Raw genomic sequence first — 15304 nt, forward strand, 5'->3', positions numbered from 1 at the left:
ATGCCGGCAGCCCTGATGCTCGCCGGGCTGCGGAGTAGCGACATGTCACGGCAGACTATGCGATGACGGCAGTCAGTCCGGCCGAGCGCGCCGGTGCCGCAATCACCGAACCGGTCCTGTTGGACGTGACGCGCCTCGTCGCCCGCGCCTGGTCGGGGCGGCACTCCACCGGGATTGACCGCGTATGCGCGGCCTATCTCGATCACTTCCGTCCGCATGCCCGCGCCGTGGTGCAGCATCGCGGGCTCATTCGCGCGCTGCCGCATCGGGAATCCGCTGAACTGTTCACGCTGATTGAGGCTCCGCCTCGCGGGCGCCGCACTGCGCTTGCGCGGGTGCTCTCATCGGCCCTGCTGTCGGGGACGGCGGAGGCAGAGTTGTCCGGGCGCGCCTATCTCAATGTCGGCGATACCGACTTCGACTTGCGATCCCATCACCGCTGGGCCGAGCAGACCGGCGTCCGGCCCTTCTACTTCCTGCACGATCTCATTCCTGCGCTGAACCCCGCTTTTTCGCGCCCGCATGCGGTGAGGCGCCATCGCGGGCGTGTGCGCGGCGCGCTTGAGCATGGCGCGGGCGTGATTGTTGGCACCCAGGCGGTCCGGCAAGAGGTTGAAGCCTACGCCGCCGCGAATGGCTGGCCGTTGCCACCACTGGCAGTCGCACCCCTTGCCGGAGCCGATTTCGCGCAGATGCCGGAGGTTCGGGCCGAGGAACAGGCGCCATTCTTCCTGTGCGTCGGCACGATCGAGCCACGCAAGAACCACCGCCTGCTGTTTGCCGTCTGGGAGCAATTGGCTGCCCGCTTGGGGGCGGAAACCCCTAAGCTCATCATAGCCGGCCAGACCGGGCCGATGACCGGCGACCTGCTCGCACCGCTCGCAAACCTCGCGCCGCATATCGAACATCGCCCGTCGTGCAGCGACGCCGAACTGGCCGATCTGATGCGCGGCGCGCGCGCTGTGCTGATGCCGAGCCTTGCAGAGGGCTTCGGCTTGCCCGTGGTCGAGGCGCTGCAATGCGGTACCCCCGTCATCGCCAGCGCCTTGCCAGTCTTTGCGGAAATCGGGCAAGGTGCAACGCGGCTGGTCGATCCGCGTGACAGCGCCGCCTGGGAGCAGGCGGTCTGCGCCGCAGTTCACGCGCCGTCGCGCAAGACCGGCCCCGTACCGGGTTTCGTCCCGCCACGCTGGCAGGACCATTTTGAAGTCGTCGAGCGTTTCATTGCCAGCCGGGTGCCCTGTGCCCAATCCTCCAGCAAAAGAGTTCTTGCCGCGTGATCACCCGATTGAAATCCACCGCCGGTCTTGCCTTGCTGACGGTGATCCTGCCGACGCTGATCGCGCTCGTCTATTTCGGCTTGCTGGCCGAGGACGTCTACATCTCGGAAGCGCGCATCGTGGTGCGGCACCCCGAGCAAGGCCAGGTATCGCCGCTTGATGCCGCGCTCGATCGCACCGGGTTCGGCGCGGCGAACGAGGGCAACAACACCGTTATCGCCTATCTGCAATCGCGCGCCGCGATTACCGAAGCGAACGCCGATGGTTCGCTCAAGGGGGCCTATACCCGCCCTGACCTGTTCTGGTTCGACCGCTTTGGCCTGCTGGGTGACAGTGATGAGCAGTTCTACCGCTATTTCCAGGACAAGCTGGAAGTCGAGGAGGGGGCCACCACCCAGGTTCTCACGATCCGCGTGCGGGCCTTCGATCCCAAGAAAGCGCAGGCGATCAACGCGCGTTTGGTTGAGCGGTCCGAGGCGCTGGTGAACAGCCTGTCCAAGCGCTCGCAAAGCGACCTCATCACCATCGCCGAAACCGAAGTCGCTGATGCCACCGCCAAGGCGCGAGGCGCTGCGCTGGCCCTGGCGCGCTATCGCAACCAGAGCGGGATCGTCGACCCGGTGCAGGAATCCGAGGTCGGCTTGCAGATGATCTCGAAGTTGCAGGACGAATTGATCGCCGCCCAGACCCGGCTGCGCCAGCTCCAGACCTACACGCCGGAAGCCTCGCAGATCCCGTTCCTCAAAAGCCAGGTGCGCGATCTCCAGCGAGAGATCGACGAGGCGCGCAGCAACCTTACCGGCGGGCGATCGTCGCTGTCTTCCGCGCTGACGCGGTATCAGGAGCTGCAGCTTGATGTCGAGTTCGCCGAAAAGCAGCTCGCCGCCACCCGCGCTTCATTGCAGGAGGCCCGCGCCGAGGCGCGGCGCAAGCAGGCCTATCTCGAACAGATCGCCGCGCCGAGCCTGCCCGATTACCCGGTCGAGCCGCGCCGCATCCGTTCGATCTTCGCCACGCTGGTGCTGGGCCTGCTGGCGTGGGGCGTGCTGTCGATGCTGTTGATCGGCGTGCGCGAGCACCGGGACTGATGGCTTCCCTGCCCGACACCCCGGTGCCTCTGTGGCATTCGCTGCGCATCCAGCTGCGGGTGATCGACGCCTTGCTGCGGCGCGAGATGCTGACGCGCTATGGCCGGCATAATATCGGCTTCCTGTGGCTGTTCGTCGAACCGATGATCTTCACCATCGGGGTGACGATCCTGTGGACCGCGACCAAATCGGTGCATGGCAGCGATCTGCCGATCTCGGCCTTCGCGCTGACCGGTTATTCGAGCGTGCTGCTGTGGCGCAACATGCCGGGCCGCTGCATCGGTGCCCTGCAGAACAACCTCGCGCTGATGTATCACCGCAACATCAAGGTCGGCGATATCTATGTCGCGCGGCTGCTGATCGAATTCGGCGGTGCGACCATTTCCTTTGCGGTGCTGGGGCTGTTCTTCATCGCGGTCGAATGGATCAAGCCGCCGGAGGATTTCCTGCAAGTTGTGGCCGGCTGGCTGCTGATCGCGTGGTTCGGCAGTGCGCTCGCAGTTGCGCTCGGCGCGCTGTCGCACCTGAGCGAGCTGGTCGACAAGCTGTGGCACCCGTTTTCCTACCTGCTGTTCCCGCTGTCAGGTGCGGCTTTCATCGTCGCCGCGCTGCCGCAATTTGCGCAGGAAATCGTATTGTGGATCCCGACGGTCCACGGGATCGAGCTGGTGCGCGAAGGCTTTTTCGGCGACCGCGCCCGGGCGATCTACGACCTTGGCTACGTTATTCCGTTCAATCTGGTTCTAACCCTTATCGCACTGATTGCGCTGCGATATGTCGCGCGTAGGGTGGTGCCTGAATGATCGAAGTCCGCAACCTTACAAAGGTCTATCCGACCCGCTTCGGCGAGAACCTGGTGCTGGACGATGTCAGCTTCGACCTTGCGATGGGGGAGCGGCTTGGCATTCTCGGCCGCAATGGCGCCGGCAAATCGACCATGATCCGCCTCATCAGCGGGGCAGAGCGGCCGACTTCGGGCACGGTGCGCCGGTCGATGTCTGTGTCCTGGCCGATAGCGTTCGGCGGGGCGTTCCAGCCAAACCTGACCGGGATCGATAACGTCCGCTTCATCAGCCGCATCTACAATCAGGACGAAGAGAAGAACCTTCGTTTTGTCGAGGAATTTGCCGAGCTTGGCCCCTACCTGCGCGAGGAAGTGCGGACCTATTCCTCCGGCATGCGTGCGCGGCTCGCCTTCGCGATCTCGATGATCATCGAGTTCGACTGCTTCCTGATCGACGAGGTTGGCGCCGTGGGCGATGCGCGGTTCCACGAGCGCTGCAATCGGGAATTGTTCCGCAAGCGCGCTGACCGGGCAATGATCATCATTTCCCACGACGCGTCCTACATCCGCGATCACTGCAACCGCTTTGCTGTGCTGCATAACGCCAAGCTCACCCTGTTTGACGATTTCGACGCCGCCTATGGCCACTTCCGCGAACAGCTTGGGCTCGCCGCCCGCGAACATTCGCCGCTCGAACAGCTCCCCGATGACCGCCGCCAGCTGATCGAGACCACCCATACCGTGTCGGTGCTCGACGATGCCTTCCGCGCCAGCGTGCAGCAGGCCGACTGGAAACGCGATGCCGCGCAATGGGCAGAAGCGGAGACCGAATACGCCCGCGCGCTGGCCCTGTTTCCCTTCCAGCGGTCATACTGGGTGCAGAAGGGCCATGTCGCCAAGGAGGCTGGCGCTTTCGAGCGCGCCGAGATCGCCTATCGCACCGCGATTGCGCTGGGCGAGGCGTTCGAGGACGTGCGAGAACATCTCGATTTCGTGCTGCGCCGGCAAGGCACCGATCTCGCCGCATGGCCCGCCGCCATCTATCAGCGAGTCCCGGCCGCCATGGCTGCGCCAGCCGCCCCCGATCTCGCCGTACTCGTGCGTGCGGCGTGGGGCGAGCCTGCCTTGGCCGAGGCCGAGGAACGCGATCTGTTGCGCCGACATGCGACCTGCAACGCATTGCTCGCCACAATCATTGCCGATCCGCGCTTTGCAGTCGCCCGCCGCCGGTCTGAGGGCGACCACGAGACCAGCGCTGCTTCCGAGGGGCAGGTGCCCGCATGGATCGCCGATCTGGTGGTGATTGCCTGCGCCGCTGCCGATCGGGACGAAAAAACCGCCATTGCTGCACGCATCGCTGCAGCAATCGCCGCCGGCCGTGACCCCTGGCCGGTTCTTACAGCCGCAGGCGGCTTTCATGACTGGCCGGCCGTCAATCACACACAGACCGTAGAAACGGCGTGACCCACTCTCTTCAGCCAACAGGTACAAAATGAGCCGGATCCTTATCGACGGGTACAATCTCGGATTGGAGAAAGGCACTGGTGTAGCCACCTATGCGCGCAACCTCAGCTACGAGATCTCCAATCTCGGACACGAGGTCGACGTGCTCTATGGCAACAATGCCAGCGCCACCCGCAACGATCTGCTGCGCGAGATCTACTTCTTCGATTCTTCGGTTGATGAACGGATCAAGTGGCTCGAGATCCTCGATCAGGCCTATCAGGCGCTGCAAGGCCCGCTGGCGTTCAAGGCGCGGCAGATCCCCGTTACGGGACGGGTCGTCACCCGCACGTTCCAGTCGCGCCTGCCGAAGTTCGACCGGCTCTACAACGCACCCGATCTGTTCATGCGGGCACAGAGCGCGTTCAAGCTGTGGAAGCGCCCGCTGCGTATCCGGATGCCGGAAAAGCCCGATCTGGCGCACTGGACCTACCCGATCCCGCTGCGTGTCCCGGGTCGGCCCAATATCTATACGTTGCACGATGTTGTGCCGCTGCGGCTGCCCTATACGACGCTCGATCACAAGCGGCGTTATCTGCGTCTGCTCCAACAGCTCGATCGCAAGGCCGCGCACTTTGTCACCGTCTCGGAAAGTTCGAAGCAGGATCTGGTCGACCTGGTCGGGATCGCGCCTGAGCGGATCACCAACACCTACCAGTCGGTCAGTATTCCCGACAAATACCGCTTCAAGCCCGAAGATCAGGTCGCCCGCGAGGTCGAGGGGCTGACGGGGTTCGATTACAAAGGCTATTTCCTGTTCTGGGGCTCGCTCGAGCCGAAGAAAAACATCGGCCGGCTGATCGAGGCGTATCTGTCCTCGCAGGTCGATACGCCGCTGGTCATCGTCGGCGCGCAGGCATGGAAGTCCGAGCAGGAACTGAAGCTGCTGGGCGAGACCGGCACAGTCTATGGCAGCCTCGAACGCCGCCGGGGCGCGCGCAAGCGGATCATCCAGATGCCCTATGCGCCGTTCCCGCTACTGGTCAGCCTGATCCGCGGGGCCAAGGCTGCGATGTTCCCCTCGCTATACGAAGGTTTCGGCCTGCCGGTGCTCGAAGCCATGCTGCTCGGCACGCCGGTGATCTGTTCGAACACCTCCTCGCTGCCAGAAGTGGCGGGCGATGCGGCGCTGATGGTCGATCCCTATGATACCCAGGCAATCACCCAGGCGATCCGGACGCTCGATGCCGATGATGACCTGCGCGATCATTATATCGCAAGCGGGCACCAGCAGGCCGCCCGCTTCAGCCCCGAAGTCTATCGCGATCGCCTGAAAGCCGTCTATGACCGCCACTTGTGACCTCTTGCCGCGCAGGAACATTGCCATGTCAGCCCAGCCTCAGCTCCGGTCGCGCGCTTCGCTGATCGCTCTCGCGCGCAGCGCAGCGGGGGCCCTTTGCCTTGGCGCGGTTTCGGCCTGCACCAGCCTGGGCGGGGCAGGCCCATCGACCGGAGCGATCCGTGAAGCGCAGCAGGATGGGCAGACCTATGCTGACGGCGCTATCCAGGTGCTGCCTTTGGGGGCCGAGCTCGTCACCGGCCTCAACACCTACGAACGCCGGGCGACCTTTGCCGAGATGTTCGGCGATGCGGGGGTTTCGGCCACGGTGATTGCTCCGGGAGACCAGATCGATATCGCGATCTGGGAAGCCCCGCCCGCCGTGCTGTTCGGCGCCGCTCCGTCAGATGGGCAGCCGATCGGCGGCGATCTGGCCAGCAACACGCCGATCCCGCGCCAGCAGGTCGATGAGGACGGAATGATCGCGATCCCGTTTGTCGGGCGGATCAAGGTGCTCGGGATGCGGCCCGAACAGGTCGAGGCGATCATCGTTTCGCGGCTGCGGCGTCAGGCCAACGACCCGCAGGCGGTGGTGCGGCTGGTGCAGAACGAGACTCGCACGGCGACAATTCTCGGCGCTGTCGGAGCCAGCCGCCAGATCGGCCTTTCGGCGCGCGGCGAGCGCTTGCTCGATGCCATCGCACTCGCCGGCGGCACGCGCGAACCGATCGAGCAATCGACCGTGCAACTCGCACGCGGCACGCAACAGGCTCTGATGCCGCTCGAACGGGTGATTGGCGATCCGGTGCAGAATGTTCGCCTGCGGCCCGGCGATGTCGTCACCGTGCAGCATCAGCCCTTCAGCTTCGTCGCCTTGGGCGCGGTGGCGCGCAATGCCGAGGTGCCGTTCGAGGGCGGCGGGATCACGTTGGCCGAAGCGCTTGGCCGGGCAGGCGGGCTCAATGATCGCCGCGCCGACGTGAAGGGCGTGTTCGTGTTCCGGCTGGAAGACCGCGCCGCCTTGCCGTCACTGGCTGGAACCGAAGTGCGCGCCACCAGCGACGGGCGCGTTCCGGTGGTCTATACCTTGCGGATGAATGACGCGGCGAGCCTGTTCGTGATGCAGGATTTTCGCATGCGCGATGGCGATGTGCTTTACATCTCGACCGCGCCGGGGGTGGAGCTGGAGCGGTTCCTGCAGACCATCTCGAGCACCGCTTTCTCGATCGTCGCCACCGGCAACGCGATCAACCAGTAGCCCGTTTCAGGCCGCGACGGCGCGCGCGACCGGTTGGGGCAGGCCCGTCAGGTAGTGGGGGGCTTGTGCTTCCGCGACGCGGTGCATGTGCGGGCAATCGACATCGATCCACCAGTTGCCGGTGACATCGATCGTGTCGGCCATTCCGCAATCGGCGAGCCGCTGCATGCCTTCCGACAGGCTACCGGCCGCTCCTTCGGACACGGCCTGGGCGATCGCCTCTGCCAGATCGGGCGTGCCGATGAAGGCTCCGCAATCGACCGCGTCATAGCGGTTCAGGTGCTTGCCGATCAGCGCGATCCGGCCATTGGCGCGCTGCCGCACCCAGGTTGCATCATCGGGATCAATCGTCGGCCCTTCGACCTTGCGGTCGATCGCCAGCGCGGCGCCGCCCTGCCGGTCAAAGTCGCGCACAAGGGTGCGCAGCAATCCGGCGCTGAACAGGTGATCGGCCATCATCAGCAGGTAATTGCCCTTGATCCGCGCCGCACCGGCCAGCACCGAATGACCATTGGGCCGTGACCAGTCCGACAGGCGGCACGCTTCCAGCCGCACGCCGGTCCGGTAGGAAATGCCCGGAAGACGCGCCTCGATCTCGTCAGCCCGGTGGCCGGTCACGACCACGGCGCGGGTGATTCCAGCGCAAGACGCCTGCCGAACCGACCATTCGAGCATTGAAACGCCGGCGACCGGCACCAACGGCTTGGGCGCAGGCAAGGAGGCCAGACGGCTCCCATATCCAGCAGCGAGGATCAGTGCGTTCATTTGTTGCATCACCGTGGAGAGGCGGGGACGGAAGAGGGCGGCGTATTTATATTCGGTCGGTATCTGGCGTTATTCAGCGGCATCCAGCCGGATGTTGGGGCGCGGGTCGAGGGAAGCGAGCGCTTCCTCCTCGGCCATCTGCACCGGCGGATGCTTGCAGTAATAGGCGGATTCGGGAACGAGCGCGCCGCCGATGCCGCGGTCGCGTGCCAGCTTGCAGAAGCGGATCGCGTCCATCGCGCAGGCGGCGGCGTTGGGGCTGTCTTCGACCGACAGGCGCAGTTCCAGGTTGACCGGAACCCCGCCCCACTGCGTCCCTTCGAGCCGCAGGAAACAGATCTTGTTGTCCTTCTGCCACGGCACATATTCGGATGGGCCGATGCGGATATTCTCGTCATCCAGCCGCTCGGACAGCGCGGCCTGCACCGCTTCGGTCTTGGACAGCTTCTTGTAGGTCAGCCGCTCGCGATCGAGCATGTTCATGAAGTCGGTGTTGCCGCCGGTGTTGAGCTGATAGGTGCGCTCGATCGTGGCGCCGCGGGTCGAGAACAGGCTGGAGAGCGTGCGATGGACGATCGTCGCGCCGACCTGCGCCTTGATGTCATCGCCCACAATCGGCAGGCCGCGCTGGCGGAAGCGCGCTTCCCACTCTGGGTCGCTGGCGATGAACACGGGGATCGCATTGACCACGCCGACCCCCGCCTCAAGCGCGCATTCCATGTAGAATGCACTCGCTGCCTGCGAGCCGACCGGCAGGAAGTTGATGAGCACATCCACCCGATTGTCGCGCAGCGCGGCGACGATGTCCTGCTGGGTCGGTTCGGGGGCGTCGGCCAGCTGAAAGCCGCGCTCGCCCGCCTCGGTCATGTGTGACGCCACGCCGTCAAGCACCCGGCCCATCATCACCTGCGCCGCGCTCGGCGGGATGACAGGTTCGAAGACCATCGTATTGTTGGGGCCCGCGAAGATCGCCTCGCTGAGCGGCTTGCCGACCTTGCGACGATCGATATCGATGCCCAGCACGAAATCGACATCCGCGGCGTGATAGGGGCCGACGGCTTCGTGGATGAGGCCCTGTGCCGTGCCCGTGCGGCGATAAAAAGCTGCGCCCTGAACCAGCGAACTGGCACAGTTCCCGACACCTATGATCGCAACGCGGACGCGGTTCATCGGGCTTTCCTCAAAATCGATGACAATTCATCAGTGCAATTCGTTGGGGGTGTCAACTGCAACGGATTCACGGCAAAAACCCTTCGAAAGCGCACAAGTTCCAGAATTACAGAGACATGTTAACCCATGCCGGGTTTGGATTTATAGCTAAAGAACCTGCGGGATTCCGCGTGTTTTCGCCCTTTCTCGCGCGCCCGTGTTAGATATCGTAAGACAATGTTACTGCTGGCTGAATGCCCTTCGCACGTGCGGTAAGATGCAGGAATTTCGAGATGAAACGACACCATTTCGGTTCAGTTTCTCGGTGACGGGCCGTGCTGCCCGAATCGCGATCGACTGTCGCTATGTCGGGCCCCGTCCCAGCGGCATTGGCGAGGTCGTGGCGTCATTGATTGAACATCTGCCCGGTCTTGCGCCCGATCTGCAATTCACCCTGCTGCGCGCGCCCGCGCGGACCGAGCCGCTGAGCCATGCGCCCAACGTGCGCGAGATCGTGGTGCGAAGCCCGGCGAACGGCCCGATCACGCTGATGCACCTGCCGCTCGCGGTCGATCTTTCCGGGATCGATCTGTTCCATGCTCCCGCCAACATCCTGCCCGGGGGGTTGCGGATGCCGAGCATCACGACGGTTCATGACGTCATGTGGCTCACGCATCCGCACTGGTGCAATCCTCGGCCCTGGGGCCGGATCGAGCGCCTGTTCTACGGGCACGGCATCCGCCGGGCGCTCTCCCGGTCGGCGGCGATCACCACTGTCAGCGAGGCGAGCCGCGCGGCCATTACGGCTTTGGCGCCGGAGGCTGCCGGGCGGGTGCTGGTGACACCATCCGGTGTTGCGGAGGACTTCAGGCCGGTTGCGCGCGATCCTGCCGCGCTTGCCGCGCTCGGGGTCCCGGCGGGCCGGCGCTATGTTCTCGTGGTCGGGCAGGGGGCGCCCTACAAGAACCACGAAGGCGCGCTGCGGGCCTTCGCGCAGGCGTTTGGCGGCGACGGGACGATCGATCTGGTGCTGGTGCGGCGGCGCGAGGCCAGCGGGGCGCCGATCACGCGGCTTATCAGCGCGTGCGGACTGGCGGGGCGTGTGCACTGCCTTGGCCCGATGGACCGCGATGCGCTGATCCGCCTCTACGCCGGGGCCGAAGTGCTGCTGCACCCCTCGTTCATCGAAGGCTTCGGCAATCCGGTGGCAGAGGCGATGGCCTGCGGTTGCCCTGTCGTTACCAGCGACCGGTCGGCCATGCCGGAAGTGGCAGGCGGGGCAGCATTGCTTGCCGATCCTTACGACACGGCCGCGCTCGCCGCAGCCTTGCGCCGTGTGGTTGATGATCCCGCCCTTTCTGCCGATCTGCGCGAACGGGGCCTTAAGCGCGCGGCCGCACTCGACTGGCGCGAATTTGCCGCCGCCAATCTCGAGCTCTACCGTCGGGTACTGGCCGGGACAGTCTGAGCCAGCACCGCGCCGAATGCGGCCCGCACGCGCCGCAGCGACAATGCCAGAACGACGTTCAGCGCGACCACCTCGAACAGGAAATACCAGTGGGGCCTGCCCGCCAGCATCGCCGCGCCTACCGCCAGGGTGCGGTAATTGGCGCTGAGCAGGCTCATGCCCGCCAGCCACCCACCTCTGCCCGCACGCATCGCGGTCCCGATTGCACTATGGTGCTCCGGATCCCGCATGGCTGACGTCAGGGCAGCGCCGTGGGGGACGATCAACCCTGTCAGCCATAGGTAATAGATCACGAAGGGATGGCGCGCCTCGGCCGGATCTGCCGCCGAGGTGGAGGCGAGCCACGGTGTTGCATAGACCGCCTGCTGATACTGCCGCCGCGCGCCCTCGTAATGCGCGGCCTGCACCACCCGGCTGGCTCCGGCCGCCCACATCAGCCCCCAGCCCGCCACGCCGATCTGGGCCGAGGCGAGGAACCCGAGGGTGACGTACAGCACGATATGGCCCGCGTAGTCGCAGATCCCGTCGACCAGCTCGCCATGGGCCGAGCCACCTCCGCGCAGCCGCGCCAGATCGCCATCCGCCCCGTCGAACACGTGCCAGCTCATGTGCAGCGCGAGGCCGAGCGCCACGCCCCACGGCGAGGCCAGCCAGCCATAGGCGGCGGCGGCGAGCATGATCATCACCGCGCCGATGATCGACACCATATCGGGCGTGATCCCGGCCGGTACGAGCCGTCGCGCCAGCCGCCACGAGAGCGGATGGTAAAGCCGCCCGTTGAGCCAATCCTCAAGCTCCTCCGGGCGACGGGGGCGATCTGGCGGAACGGGCGAAGGTTCGGGGTCAGTCACGCATCACCGGGCGAGGGAAAGGACGCAGTCGGCCCATCTTGCCACCTTCCGGCCTGAATGTCCCGACTATACGGCACAAATCCGCGCCGTTACGAAGGTTTGTCATGTCTGCCGTCACAATCCGCTTTGCCTCTGCGCAGACCGCCAACCAGCTGGTGGCCGGGGTTCCGGCGCTCGCCCGCGTGGCGCGGGCGGTGGCTGAAGTCGCGCCCGAGGGACGTATCGCGGTGGTGCTGGGGCATGGCAGTGCGATCAATGCGCTTACCCGGGCCGAGCTAGCGCGACTGGCCCCCGGGATCGACATCGCCCTTGTGCCGGAGGCCGATTCCGCGGCCATTCCGGGCGAAACGCTGCCGGATGCCGGGGCGCTTGCCGCCATGATGTCGGGCGCGATCCCGATACCATCCCCGCCCCGCGATCCGGCTGGAGAGCTGGCCAAGGCCGCCCGCGCGATTATCCGCGCCACCGCCAAACCGGGTGACGGGATTGTCTCGCGACACCTCAATCGCCCGGTATCGCAAGCCTGCTCGGCGCTGCTGCTGCGGTTCGCCTGGATGCGGCCCGGCCATGCGACGGCGCTGACCGCGCTGGCAGCGGCGGCGATGCTCGCCTGCCTGCTGACCGGCACCGTGGCCGGGTTGATGGCGGGGGCCGTACTGTTCCAGATCGCCTCGATCGTCGACGGGATCGACGGCGAGATAGCGCGGGCGACCTTCCGCACATCACCGCAAGGCGCGGCGTGGGACAGCGGGATCGATGCCGCGACCAATCTCGGCTTTCTCGCCGGGGTGATCGCCAACCTGCTGATGCGCGGCGAGGCCGCCACGGCCACCACCGGCCTTGCGGGCTTCGGCATCCTCATGGTCGGCATGGGGCTGCTCGGCGCCCGTGCCCGCGCGCGGGGCGAGCCGCTCCATTTCGACGGGGCCAAGGCGATGCTCGGCCGCCGCGAGACGGCGCTGACCCGCTGGCTGCGCTATCTCACGATGCGCGATTTCTACTGCCTGTTCCTCGCCGTGATGATCTTGCTCGGATGGGTGAGCGCGGCACTGGCGATCTTCGCGGCGGCGGCGGCGGGCTGGCTGGTGACGGTGATCGCGCTGCTATGGCGCGCCCGCACCCCGGCCTAGCTGAGCGCGATATCCGGCGCGTCTTCCTGCTTCATCCCGATCAGGTGATAGCCGGCATCGACATGATGCGTTTCGCCGGTCACGCCGGATGACAGGTCGGACAAGAGGTAGAGCGCCGATCCGCCGACATCCTCGATGGTGACATTGCGGCGAAGCGGCGCGTTCAGCTCGTTCCACTTGAGGATGTAGCGGAAGTCGCCGATGCCGCTGGCGGCCAGCGTCTTGATCGGGCCGGCGCTGATCGCGTTGACGCGGATGTTGCGCGGGCCAAGGTCGTTGGCGAGATACTTCACGCTGGTTTCCAGCGCCGCCTTGGCCACGCCCATGACGTTGTAATGCGGCACGACCTTTTCCGCACCGTAATAGCTCAGCGTCAGGATCGCGCCGCCGGTTTCCGGCATCATCGCCGCCGCGCGCTGGGTGATCGCGACCAGTGAATAGGCCGAGATGTTCATCGTCATCAGGAAGTTGTCGAGGCTGGTATCGACATATTGGCCTCGCAGCTCGTTCTTGTCGGAATAGCCGATCGCGTGGACCACAAAGTCGATCGTGTCCCAGCGCTGCTTCAGTTCGGCAAAGGCCGCGTCGAGCGATTCCATCCGCGAAACGTCGCATTCGAAGGTGAAGTCGCTGCCGAGTTCGGCCGCGAGCGGGATCACCCGCTTGGCCAGCGCCTCGCCCTGATAGGAAAACGCCAGCTCCGCGCCCTGCTCGGCGAGCTTCTTGGCAATGCCCCAGGCCAGCGACTTGTCGTTGGCGAGCCCCATGATCAGCCCGCGCTTGCCCTGCATCAATCCGTTCATTCCGATTACTCCTCGCTTGCCTCGCCCGAGGTTCCTTGCGGCGGCGTCAGCGCCAGTGCCGCGTTCAATTCCGCGCCGATAACGAGCCCGAGCCCGACGAGCCAGAAAAACAGTAAGGTCACCATGCTTCCCGCAAGGCTGCCATAGGTAAGATCGTAGGTGAAGAACCGCCGCAGCACCACTGGCAGCGCCGCCGCAACGATGATCCACCATACCATCGTGAACAGCGCGCCGGGCCAACGCGGTGCTCCGCTGGCGCGATAGGCCGCCGGGGTCAGCGTTGCAAACAGGACATAGAGCGATCCGGCAAGACCGAAGGCGGGCACGATGCGTGACAGGCTGAGCGTGGATACCGCTTCGGCCAGCTGCGGGAAGGCGGCCGCGATCACCTCCTGCGCGGTGCCGATGGCGACCTGGGCAAACAGCGAGATCATCAGCAACACCACCGCGCCGAGGATCAGGCCGGCGGAAAACAGCCAGGTCTTCCAGTAGGCCTGCACCTGCGCGGTGCCATAGGCCCGGCGCAGGATATCGCGGATCGTCTCGATCAGGCTCGACACCGTCCACAGCCCGACCCCGGCGCCGAGCCACAGCAGCCAGCCCGACCGGGCGTAGATCACATCCTCGGCCACCGGCACGATCACCGCCGCGACCGAAACCGGCAAGGCGCGCGCGACCGCCTCGACCATCGCCTGGGCATTGGCACGGCCGCCGATCAGATCGAACAGCGCCGCTCCGAGGATGAAGAACGGGAAGATCGCCAGCATCGACAGATAGGCGAGGTTGCCCGCGTGGATGAAGCCATCGTTGAAGGTGCCGGTAGCGACCCGGCGGACCACCGCCATGCTGTGCCTGATCGAGGCAGTGCCGATCACCGTGCGTCGCCTGTCGGGCCTGTCAGAGGCCGAACTTCTCGCGCGGGCGCGCCGGATCGATCCACCCTTCGAGCCGCTCCTCGAGGCTCGAGAGGTCTTCGGGGAGCTGGATTTCGAGCGTTACCAGCTGATCCCCGCGTTCGGGCTTGCCGTCGATCACCCGGCCGTTCTTCTTGGTCCAGCCCTTGCCGCCGAGCCGCAGCACGGTGCCGCCCGAGCTGCCCGGCTTGATCGTCAGCATCACTGCGCCATCGACTGTCGGGCATTTGACCTTGGCCCCGCGCACCGCCTCGTCGAGCGTGACCGGCAGGTCCATGCGGATATTGTCGCCTTCGCGGCGGAAGAAGGGATGGGGGCCGACTTCGACCATCACGATCCCGTCGCCATGCCCGCCGGGGCCGGGCTGGCCCTTGTCCTTGAGGCGCATGATGGTGCCGTCCTCGACACCTGCGGGCAGTTTCAGGTTGATCGCCTTGCCATCGGCCAGCGTGATGCGCTGGTCGCGTCCGGCGGCCGCATCGACGAAGGGCACGGCGAGGCGGTACTGGATATCTGCGCCGCGCCTCGGCGGAGGGGGCGGGGGTTGGCGGCCGAAACCGCGCCGCGCGCCGTTGCCGCCCGGCTGCTGGCGCGCCTTGCCGCCGAACAGGCCTTCGAACAGATCGCCCAGATCGAGATCATCGGGGCTGAAATTGCCGTAATCGCCGCCGCTGGCACCCGGGCCCGCGCCATAGGTGCCGCCCCGATTGAAGCCGCCGCGCGCACCCATTCCGGCAAAGGGATTGGCGGGATTGCCGTCGCCATCAATCTCGCCGCGATCATACTGGGCGCGCTTGGTCTTGTCCGACAGCAGATCATAGGCGCTGGTCACTTCGGAGAACTTCTCCGCCGCCTTGGGGTTGTCCTTGTTGCGATCGGGGTGCAGCTCCTTCGCCAGCTTGCGATAGGCGCTCTTGATGTCGGCTTCGGAGGCCGTGCGGGGAACGCCCAGAATGCTGTAGGGATCGCGCATGGTGAGTTAGCTAGGTGCAACAGTCGCCCTGTGCAAGCTTGCGCTAGGGGCAAGTCACA

The 15304-nt window shown here is 65.6% G+C and carries 14 protein-coding genes; 8 read left to right on the forward strand and 6 right to left on the reverse strand.

Annotated features, from left to right (window positions below; all coding sequences use genetic code 11):
* Window positions 1-62: 62 nt before the first annotated feature.
* Genes BG023_RS02410 through BG023_RS02435 form a run of 6 tightly spaced genes read left to right on the forward strand, consistent with a single transcriptional unit; the run spans window position 63 to window position 7192 of the window.
* Window positions 63-1280 carry a glycosyltransferase family 4 protein gene (locus BG023_RS02410; protein ID WP_069309042.1) on the forward strand — a complete coding sequence of 406 codons (1218 nt, stop codon included), beginning with the start codon at window positions 63-65 and terminating at the stop codon, window positions 1278-1280.
* 8 nt (window positions 1281-1288) lie between these two features.
* Window positions 1289-2368, forward strand: a complete 1080-nt coding sequence (locus BG023_RS02415) for a hypothetical protein (RefSeq protein WP_233993052.1) — start codon at window positions 1289-1291, stop codon at window positions 2366-2368.
* Window positions 2368-3171: an ABC transporter permease gene (locus tag BG023_RS02420; protein ID WP_069309044.1), complete on the forward strand. Its 804-nt coding sequence runs from the start codon at window positions 2368-2370 to the stop codon at window positions 3169-3171. The genes BG023_RS02415 and BG023_RS02420 overlap by 1 nt, the downstream gene beginning before the upstream one ends.
* A complete protein-coding gene (locus BG023_RS15160; protein ID WP_083234490.1) occupies window positions 3168-4616 on the forward strand; it encodes an ABC transporter ATP-binding protein in 1449 nt (482 codons plus the stop codon). Before BG023_RS02420 ends, BG023_RS15160 begins: the two co-directional genes overlap by 4 nt.
* 28 nt (window positions 4617-4644) lie before the next feature.
* A complete protein-coding gene (locus BG023_RS02430; protein ID WP_069309045.1) occupies window positions 4645-5955 on the forward strand; it encodes a glycosyltransferase family 4 protein in 1311 nt (436 codons plus the stop codon).
* Between the two features lie 25 nt (window positions 5956-5980).
* Window positions 5981-7192: a polysaccharide biosynthesis/export family protein gene (locus BG023_RS02435; RefSeq protein ID WP_069309046.1), complete on the forward strand. Its 1212-nt coding sequence runs from the start codon at window positions 5981-5983 to the stop codon at window positions 7190-7192.
* 6 nt (window positions 7193-7198) lie between these two features.
* Here BG023_RS02435 and BG023_RS02440 read toward each other — a convergent pair whose 3' ends face one another.
* On the reverse strand, window positions 7199-7957 hold the full coding sequence (locus BG023_RS02440) for a phosphocholine cytidylyltransferase family protein (RefSeq protein ID WP_069309047.1): 759 nt from the start codon (window positions 7955-7957) through the stop codon (window positions 7199-7201).
* A 69-nt stretch (window positions 7958-8026) separates the two neighbouring features.
* Entirely contained in the window at window positions 8027-9127 is a 1101-nt protein-coding gene (locus BG023_RS02445; RefSeq protein ID WP_069309048.1) for an inositol-3-phosphate synthase, read from the reverse strand.
* A 256-nt stretch (window positions 9128-9383) separates the two neighbouring features.
* On the opposite strand from BG023_RS02445, the gene BG023_RS02450 reads away from it, so the two are divergent.
* Window positions 9384-10574 (forward strand): glycosyltransferase family 4 protein, encoded by a 1191-nt coding sequence (locus tag BG023_RS02450; RefSeq protein ID WP_083234491.1) that lies wholly within the window; start codon window positions 9384-9386, stop codon window positions 10572-10574.
* Here BG023_RS02450 and BG023_RS02455 read toward each other — a convergent pair.
* Window positions 10544-11425 (reverse strand): CDP-alcohol phosphatidyltransferase family protein, encoded by an 882-nt coding sequence (locus BG023_RS02455; RefSeq protein ID WP_069309050.1) that lies wholly within the window; start codon window positions 11423-11425, stop codon window positions 10544-10546. The two genes, BG023_RS02450 and BG023_RS02455, sit on opposite strands and share 31 nt — an antisense overlap.
* 104 nt (window positions 11426-11529) lie before the next feature.
* Here BG023_RS02455 and BG023_RS02460 point away from each other — a divergent pair, with 104 nt between their 5' ends.
* The gene (locus BG023_RS02460; RefSeq protein ID WP_069309051.1) at window positions 11530-12555 is read left to right on the forward strand and encodes a CDP-alcohol phosphatidyltransferase family protein; all 1026 of its coding nucleotides are present in this window, start codon (window positions 11530-11532) and stop codon (window positions 12553-12555) included.
* On the opposite strand, the gene fabI is transcribed toward BG023_RS02460, so the two are convergent.
* Genes fabI through BG023_RS02475 form a run of 3 tightly spaced genes read right to left on the reverse strand, consistent with a single transcriptional unit; the run spans window position 12552 to window position 15245 of the window.
* The gene (fabI, locus tag BG023_RS02465) at window positions 12552-13358 is read right to left on the reverse strand and encodes an enoyl-ACP reductase FabI (protein ID WP_069309052.1); all 807 of its coding nucleotides are present in this window, start codon (window positions 13356-13358) and stop codon (window positions 12552-12554) included. The two genes, BG023_RS02460 and fabI, sit on opposite strands and share 4 nt — an antisense overlap.
* A 5-nt stretch (window positions 13359-13363) precedes the next feature.
* Complete coding sequence (locus tag BG023_RS02470; RefSeq protein ID WP_069309053.1) at window positions 13364-14233, reverse strand: YihY/virulence factor BrkB family protein; 870 nt, start codon at window positions 14231-14233, stop codon at window positions 13364-13366.
* A 22-nt stretch (window positions 14234-14255) separates the two neighbouring features.
* The gene (locus BG023_RS02475) at window positions 14256-15245 is read right to left on the reverse strand and encodes a DnaJ C-terminal domain-containing protein (protein WP_069309054.1); all 990 of its coding nucleotides are present in this window, start codon (window positions 15243-15245) and stop codon (window positions 14256-14258) included.
* Window positions 15246-15304: the final 59 nt, after the last annotated feature.

It is taken from the genome of Porphyrobacter sp. LM 6, from assembly GCF_001720465.1.
In the GTDB taxonomy this organism is placed as follows: Bacteria; Pseudomonadota; Alphaproteobacteria; order Sphingomonadales; family Sphingomonadaceae; genus Erythrobacter.